We start from the raw sequence: 7,776 nt of genomic DNA on the forward strand, positions 1-7,776 counted from the left end.
ACTATGAAGGTCGGGGCCGGCGCGGATTCCACCATCATGCGACGCTGAGTATCGCAGCCTACGGCTTCCTGATGGCCGAACGACTCGCTGCGGTGAAGTCCGAAGAGAATAAAAAAAACTTCCTCGAACGCCAGATACCTGCGCTTCCCGCTGATTACATCCCCCGGGGCAGCCCTGCGCGCGCAGCGGCACGTGACTAATTCAATCACCACACTCCGTCATCAACTCAGTTTCCACCTGATCCGCGGCCTTGGCCTTTGCTCATGTTGCGCGTCTGGCTGATCGATCACATTTATGACACAGTAAGACTAAGGAAATGCTGAATTAATCAGTGCGCGGGTCATCGCGGCATTGAGTGAGTGCGTTGTCATAGGCAACCCTAGATTCAGGTCCGGTGATGAAGCGACAGATCAGTTTTGCGGAAGCAGAAGCCCACGGCAAGAAGCGAGTGACGCGCCGTCAGCGCTTCCTGACGGAGATGGAAAACGTTGTGCCGTGGTCGCGCCTGATTGCGACGGTCGAGCCGTACTACCCCAAGGGCAAACGTGGACGCCCGCCGATCGGTCTGGAGCGGATGCTGCGCATTTACTTCCTGCAGCAGTGGTACGGGCTGTCGGACGAGGCGCTGGAAGACTCGCTGTACGACAGCATGGCAATGCGGAAATTTGCCGGGATCGACCTGTGTGCATAAGCTGATTTCGTGATGGCGAAACTGGGGGATTTTGAGCAACAACGATGAGGGATGCGGGAGAACTTCCCTCAGACAGCGTGCGCACACGCCGCTGAGCGAAGATGTCGCCTTCGATTGCGCCAACAACGGCGCCAACAAAGGCGCCAACAACGAAGGAAACCTCGACAGTGTGTCACGCCCTGCTACAGACGCCAGCGTTTTATACCGTGTTGCGCCGCGTTGACGAAGACCTGGCGCGTTTGGTCCGAGAGAAGGGCTGCTGCCATTGTGGCAAACCACTGCACAGCGCCGACTACCCGCGCAAGCCACGCGGGTGTCCACCGGTGGCGCGGCTGCAATGCGATTCGCGCCTGAGCCTGTGCTGTTCGAACTGCCGCAGACGCACCACCCCCGAGTCGGTGCGCTTCCTGGGTCGGCGCGTCTATCTAGCCATCATCGTGGTGCTGCGCTCGAGCCGCGCACATGCCGTGTGTCTGGGCGGCTTGCCGCAGGTCGGTGCGGTCACGCTCGAGCGCTGGCGCCAATGGTGGAGCGAGGCCTTCCCCGGCACCCCAGCTGGCCGCTGGCTGCCCGGGCAATTGCCGCCGTCATCCACACCCGACAGGAGACTCATGTCACTATCCATCGATCACCGCAACCGATGGGCGCGCCTGCGCTTCTCGGTCATCGGCCCCTTGCTGGCTTCGCCGCCGGACAAGGGGGAATTGCAGCAGGCGTTCCACGCACTGGCCGCGAAGGTCTGGCGCCATCCCATTACCGGCGCCGACGTCCAGTTCGGCGTGTCCACTATCGAGCGATGGTTCTACCGGGCTCGCCACGTCCAGGATCCGGTCGATCGGCTCAGGAACCGTCTGCGCGATGATTGCGGTCACTTCGTCAGCCTGAGCCCGGCCATCATCGAGGCGCTCGTGCAGCAGTACCGGATGCACCCGGGCTGAACCGTCCTGCTTCACTACGAGAACCTGCAGGCCGCGATCCAGGGCAGCGCGGACACGCTACCATCCTATACCACGGTGCGGCGCTCCATGAAGGCACACGGCCTGGTGCGCAAACCTACCCCGCGCTCTGGCACCTGGACTTCCATCACGGTTCGCGCAAGGTCCTCACACCTGACGGGCAGTGGCACAAGCCCCTCCTGCTCTGCATCATGGACGACCACTCGCGGCTGGTCTGCCATCTGCAATGGTTCCTCGACGAGACCACCGCCTCGCTGGTGCACGGCGTCTCGCAGGCCATCATGAAGCGGGGCCTGCCGCGGGCGATCATGACCGACAACGGCGCGGCCATGATCGCCGACGAGTTTGTCGAGGGACTGGCCAGCCTGGGCATTCTGCACCAGACCACCTGCGTTGCGACCATAGCTGTCAGTATTGTCAAGTATCTCGTCAGTCAGAAGACAAAGGCGCCTTCGACATGACGCGTGAGACTGCTGACGAGGCCTTGGACCTAGTCTTCCAGTCGCCCAACCCAGCCATCAAAATCGAATTTCAGGGCGGCGAGCCCTTGCTCAACTTCGACCTGATTCGATACGTGGTTGACAAAGCCGAGCGACGCGGCCAAGCAGAAGGTCGCGACCTTGAGTTCGTTATTACCACGACTCTTGCACTCGCGACGGATGAAATCCTCGAGTACTGTAGGGACCATCACATCTATCTATCTTCATCGTTGGATGGCCCGGAGGATTTGCACAATAAGAATCGTCCGCGCCCTGGCCGTGATAGTCACGCACGGTTGTGTGTCCAGCAAAGGCTGGCATGTTCAGCAGGAGATAGACCTGCCGGGGTAAGAGTCAGACGCCCCGTAGCTTGGATAGCAGGGTGGCGGGAAACCAAGACTCTGAAGCCTATCGACGACCGTCTCCTTGGGGGACGCGCGAGTCATTGGGCCGTAATGAAAATGAACGTGGATGTGGCCTCGAAAGTGAAGAGATCCGAGGGCCGAGCCCGCAACCGTGAGGGCGAAGGCAAGATGGGTAGCCGAAAGCTGACCGACACGGCTATCTCACTTCGGCGGGGTGGAAGCGACGGCACGGTGGCAAGGACATGCTGAGCAACTGGAGAAGCCCTCCTCGCCCCGGCGCGAAATCGCCGGAGCAAGGTAGGCCCTATAACCGGCGAACCCGGGAAGTGGGTCGAAGGCGAGAGGGTGGCGGATGGGTCCGTAGTAGCTGTGAAGCCGGGTATTCAGCGGAGTCCATTTTTCTGCGGAGTGGGCACATTCTCCCGGCAATTTAGGACGACATATCAATGAGATAGCGTCGGCGACTTGTTCCTGGACTGGGCATAACAATTGGTGTTCTGCTTCTGCTTGTCGATCACCGACACAGCGAAGGAGGACATCATGTGGACGAGCTACTTCCCGAACTCTGGCATGGCGGATTTTATCCACCAGACGCCTGCCGAACCTTATCTGGATGGCTTCGTTGCAGCATTGATCAGCGCGGGCTATAGGCCGGGCACCATTCGACGGTATCTGCGTTCAGCGGCATACTTCAGCTACTGGCTACGAGGTCGTGGGCGATTATTGGCCGATCTTGAGAAGGCCAACGTCGACGAGTTCAAGGAACACTTGCGCGCCTGTGAGTGCGAGCGGTTCAAGCGTGTGAACGATTATGATTTGCGCGGAGCAAGCGCATTTCTGCGACACCTCCAGGCAACGAGCGCCGTCCCCGTGGTGGAGCAAGCCGCGACTAGACCGACGATGCCACCGCTGTTTTTGCAGTTTTGCGAGTGGATGCGCCGGCATCACGGGATGCCGGACACCACTCTCAACACCTATCGGCGGACTATTGTTGATGTTCTGCAAACACTCGGCAGCAACCCCCGAGATTTTGCGATCGCCGACCTGCGCGCCTTCGTTCTCGATCGGGCGAGCCGGCACGGAAGGTCGCAAGCCAGAGTGGTGATCACAGCACTACGTGCGTTTATCCGCTTTCTCATCGCCCAGGGGCAGTGCCAGGTTGGCCTGGACGTTGCGATTCCAACCATTGGGGGTTGGCGCCTTTCGGCGCTGCCACGCTACTTGCCTCCCGCGGATGTCGAACGTGTGTTGGCCGCGTGCGACTCGGCAACCGTCACCGGAGCCCGCGACCGCGCCATCCTTCTGTTGCTAGCGCGCTTGGGGCTGCGTGCCAGCGATATCTATGCCCTGCGTCTGGGAGATATCGATTGGGCGCAGGCGACTGTTCAGGTCCTGGGGAAGTCGCGCCGTATGGTTCAGCTACCGCTACCCCAGCAGGTCGGAGATGCCATCGCCCATTACTTGGCGACGGCACGCCCGGCGGTGAGATCGGACCATCTGTTTCTGCGGGTCGCTTCACCAGTCGGTCCCTTTCCAACGAACAGCACTGCCGTTTCCGCTATTGTAAAAAGTGCTATTCATCGCGCCGGCGTGAGCGCCCCTTCCCATGGCGCGCATCTATTGCGTCATTCCGCTGCCACAGCGTTACTGGCAGAAGGTGCGTCCCTTGAGAGCATCGCCGTATTGTTACGCCATCGCTCGCTGGATACCACGGCCCATTACGCGAAGGTCGACGTGAGGTTGCTACGCGAGCTGGCGCAACCGTGGCCGGAGGTTTCGCCATGCTAATCTCATCCATCGACGCCTATCTGGCCATACGGCGCTCGGCGGGCTTCGGATTGCGCGTCACCGAAGGCTTCCTGCGCAACTACGCTCGCTTCGCCACCGCACGCGGCGAAACTCACGTACGCGAACAGACTGCGCTTGAATGGGCCGCTTTGGCTCCGTCTGCCTCTCAACGCGGTCGCCGTCTCGAGGCGATAAGAATCTTTGCCAGCCACGCACAGGCCGAGGACACGCGGCATGAAGTCCCACGTCGGAACGTATTTCCGCGTCAGCGACTGCTGTATCGCCCCTTCATCTTCACGGCAGGCCAAATCCGTCAGCTCTTGGAGCAAGCCGCACGCTTGCCACCCTCCGACTCCTTGCGGCCGTGGACCTATTGCACGCTGTTCTCCTTGCTGGCGGTGACGGGGCTGCGGATTTCGGAGGCGCTAGCGCTGCGCTTCGAGGATATCACCGCAGACGGTCTGGTGATTCGTGCAAGCAAATTTCATAAGAGCCGCTTGGTACCCCTACATCCGAGCACGCAGGCAGGGTTGGAGCGCTATTTGGAGCGGCGCCGGCAACTCGGCGGAGGGGACGACCACGTCTTCATCTCGAGTCGTCGTCGTGGTCTTCACTACTCAGCCGTGCAGGAGACCTTTCGGACTCTGGTGCAGGAGATAGGACTGGATCCGGATCCCGGCCGATCAGGCCCGCGACCTCGAATCCATGACCTTCGGCATAGCTGGGCCGTTAGAGCACTGGAGAGCTGCCCGGCTGGTTACGACTACGTCCGCCAGCACGTACTCGCGGTGTCTACCTATCTCGGCCACGTGAAACTCAGCGGCACATTTGTCTATCTGCATACCACTCCACAGTTGCTCAGCGACATCGCCAATCGGTGCGAGGACTTTTTCAAAGGAGCCATCTCATGACGTCACTTGCCACTCATGTCAGCGTCTTTCTGCGCGAGCGTCTTCCCTTGGAACGTCGGGCCAGCGAGCGCACCTGCGATACCTACGCATTGGCCTTACGCCTGTTCTTCGAGTTCGCCGCCAAGCGACTAAAGATCAGACCTTCGGCGCTGGAATTGGAACAGCTCGATGCACCGCTGGTGCTTGATTTCCTCACCCATTTGGAAACCGAGCGTGCCAACAGCCCCGCTACCCGCAATGTTCGCTTGGCCGCGATTCGCACTTTCATGCGATTCATCGAGTACCGAGAACCGTCGGTCTTCGAGCAGATCCAACGCATTCGGGCGATCCCCCTAAAACGTGCCGACACGCGCTTGGTCGACTATCTCAACCGCGACGAAATGCAAGCCTTGCTCGATGCGCCGTCGCTAACCATCCGTGACGGTATTCGTGATCGCGCCATGCTGTACGTCGCCTATTCAGCAGGGTTACGCGTCTCCGAGTTAGTTGGTTTGCGTCTGGAGAATTTGAGTTTTGAGCCTCGGCTCAGCGTCCACGTTCTCGGCAAAGGCCGGCGCGAACGAGCCTTGCCCTTGTGGCGAGAAACGGCCACTGCGTTGCGTGCCTGGTTGGCACTGCGGCCTACGGGGCAAGCGACGGAGGTCTTTCTCAATGCACGCGGAGCCGCAATGACCCGCTCCGGGTTCGAGTACATTCTGCACAAACATGTCCAAACGGCAGCACAGCGTTGTCCGACACTCCTAACCAAAAGAGTATCTCCCCATTGCCTTCGACATTCATGTGCCCTTTCTATCCTGCAATCGACCGGCGACATCCGCAAAGTCGCGTTGTGGCTGGGCCACGCCAGTAAACAAACAACGGAGATGTATCTGCGGGCCGATACAACGACACTGCTCGAAACCATGAACTCCACTGTCCCGCCTACCCTTCGTAAGGGACACTTTCGCGCACCCGATCAGCTCATTGAACTTCTGAGGACTGTGTAAGCGCGTGTAATGTTATGCGGAGTGGAAACGATGGTGCCTACAGGGATGTCCTTGCCTAGGCCTTCCCACTCCGCAGAAAAATGGACTCCGCTGAATACCCGTTAGGCGCTGCAGCGCCTAGCGGGTAACGCCGGTGGAGCGAAGGGGCGCTGCTGTTTGTAATGTCCTCGACAACATGGGAGGCAAGGACGAGATGACAAAGGCGTCCAGCAGTTTGCAGGACCTGAGGCGGGGAATATACGTCAAGGCGAAGGCTGAACCGTCCTGGCGTTTCTGGGGGTTGTACGTCCACGTCTGCAAGATGGAGACGCTGCGCGAAGCGTATTCGCTGGCCAGAAAGAACAACGGCGCACCGGGTATCGACGGAGTGACGTTCGAGGCCATCGAGGCGCAAGGCGTGGAGTCCTTCCTCGAGCAGATACAGGGCGAACTGATCGAGCGCACCTACGTACCGCTACGGGCGCGGCGGCAGGAGATACCGAAGGACGGGGGCAAAGTCCGTGTCCTGTCGATCCCATCTAAAAGTAACGGCAAAGTCCGCGTTCTCCAGGTTCCTTGCATCCGCGACCGCGTGGTGCAAGGCGCGCTCAAGCTCATTCTGGAACCGATCTTCGAAGCAGACTTCCAACCGGGGTCATATGGCTATCGTCCGAAGCGGACCGCGCATGAAGCGGTGCATCGGGTGGCGACGGCGATCGTTCAGTGCAAGACCCGCGTCATAGACTTGGATCTGCGCGCCTACTTTGACACCGTGCGGCATCATCTGCTGCTCGACAAGGTGGCTCGCCGAGTCAATGACAACGCGGTCATGCGTTTGCTGAAGCTGATGCTGACGTCATCGGGCAAACAAGGCGTACCACAGGGTGGGGTGATCTCGCCTCTGCTCAGCAATATCTACCTCACTGAGGTCGACCGAATGCTTGAGCGGGCGAAGGACACCACGCGCAATGGGAAGTACACCTACGTCGAGTATGCCCGTTTCGCTGATGACCTGGTCGTGCTAATCGACGCCCATCCGCGCCATGCGTGGCTGCTGGGGGCGGTAAGCCGACGGCTTCGGGAAGAGTTTGCCAAGTTACAGGTCGAGGTCAATGAAGAGAAGAGTCGCACGGTGGATTTGGACTGCGGTGAGAGCTTTGGCTTTCTGGGATTCGACTTCCGTCGATTGCGCAGCATAAAGAGACAGGTGTGGCGAGCGCACTATACGCCCAAGTTGAAGAAACGCACGGCGTTGCTGCGCAAACTCAAGGAGGTGTTCAGGCGATACCAGTCGCAGCCGGTGGATCGAGTGGTGCAACTGATAAATCCGGTGTTACGTGGCTGGGTGAACTACTTCGCTGTCGGACACTCCAGTGAGTGCTTCAGCTTCATCCAGGACTGGGTGGAAAAGAAGGTCAGGCGCCATCTTGGGCGATCCCGGAATCGTCAGGGCTTCGGCTGGAAGAGGTGGAGTAGGCGATGGCTCTATGACGAACTGAAGCTGTTCAATGGCTATCGGGTTCGTCGTGGCCCATCGACGAAAGCGTCGCCAGCATGATGAGTCCCATAAACTTGACATGAAGCAAACAGGAGAGCGTAGTGCCATATGTGGTGTTGGCTC

General features: G+C 59.6%; 5 protein-coding genes and 3 pseudogenes. All 8 read left to right on the forward strand.

Annotated features, from left to right (window positions below):
* Positions 1-200 (forward strand): annotated as a pseudogene (locus A3A5_RS41015) (IS701 family transposase); the annotation flags it as partial.
* Between the two features lie 197 nt (positions 201-397).
* Positions 398-682: pseudogene (locus tag A3A5_RS0108840) on the forward strand (transposase); the annotation flags it as partial.
* Between the two features lie 620 nt (positions 683-1,302).
* A pseudogene (locus A3A5_RS41025) lies at positions 1,303-2,036 on the forward strand (DDE-type integrase/transposase/recombinase); the annotation flags it as partial.
* Positions 2,036-2,740, forward strand: a complete 705-nt coding sequence (locus A3A5_RS44560; RefSeq protein ID WP_232431298.1) for a radical SAM protein — start codon at positions 2,036-2,038, stop codon at positions 2,738-2,740. The pseudogene A3A5_RS41025 and the gene A3A5_RS44560, both read left to right, overlap by 1 nt.
* 291 nt (positions 2,741-3,031) lie before the next feature.
* Complete coding sequence (locus A3A5_RS37990; protein WP_157637163.1) at positions 3,032-4,279, forward strand: tyrosine-type recombinase/integrase; 1,248 nt, start codon at positions 3,032-3,034, stop codon at positions 4,277-4,279.
* The gene (locus A3A5_RS0108860) at positions 4,273-5,190 is read left to right on the forward strand and encodes a tyrosine-type recombinase/integrase (protein ID WP_018310239.1); all 918 of its coding nucleotides are present in this window, start codon (positions 4,273-4,275) and stop codon (positions 5,188-5,190) included. Before A3A5_RS37990 ends, A3A5_RS0108860 begins: the two co-directional genes overlap by 7 nt.
* On the forward strand, positions 5,187-6,176 hold the full coding sequence (locus A3A5_RS37995) for a tyrosine-type recombinase/integrase (RefSeq protein ID WP_018310240.1): 990 nt from the start codon (positions 5,187-5,189) through the stop codon (positions 6,174-6,176). Before A3A5_RS0108860 ends, A3A5_RS37995 begins: the two co-directional genes overlap by 4 nt.
* A 193-nt stretch (positions 6,177-6,369) precedes the next feature.
* On the forward strand, positions 6,370-7,713 hold the full coding sequence (locus tag A3A5_RS0108870; protein ID WP_018310241.1) for a group II intron reverse transcriptase/maturase: 1,344 nt from the start codon (positions 6,370-6,372) through the stop codon (positions 7,711-7,713).
* Positions 7,714-7,776: the final 63 nt, after the last annotated feature.

It is taken from the genome of Cupriavidus sp. UYPR2.512, from assembly GCF_000379565.1.
Lineage (GTDB): Bacteria > Pseudomonadota > Gammaproteobacteria > Burkholderiales > Burkholderiaceae > Cupriavidus.

Excerpts from the sequence above, each read along its gene's own strand:
- A3A5_RS37990 (WP_157637163.1), top strand. The coding sequence starts at position 3,032 with ATGTGGACGAGCTACTTCCCGAACTCTGGCATGGCGGATTTTATCCAC.
- A3A5_RS0108860 (WP_018310239.1), top strand. The coding sequence starts at position 4,273 with ATGCTAATCTCATCCATCGACGCCTATCTGGCCATACGGCGCTCGGCG.
- A3A5_RS37995 (WP_018310240.1), top strand. The coding sequence starts at position 5,187 with ATGACGTCACTTGCCACTCATGTCAGCGTCTTTCTGCGCGAGCGTCTT.
- A3A5_RS0108870 (WP_018310241.1), top strand. The coding sequence starts at position 6,370 with ATGACAAAGGCGTCCAGCAGTTTGCAGGACCTGAGGCGGGGAATATAC.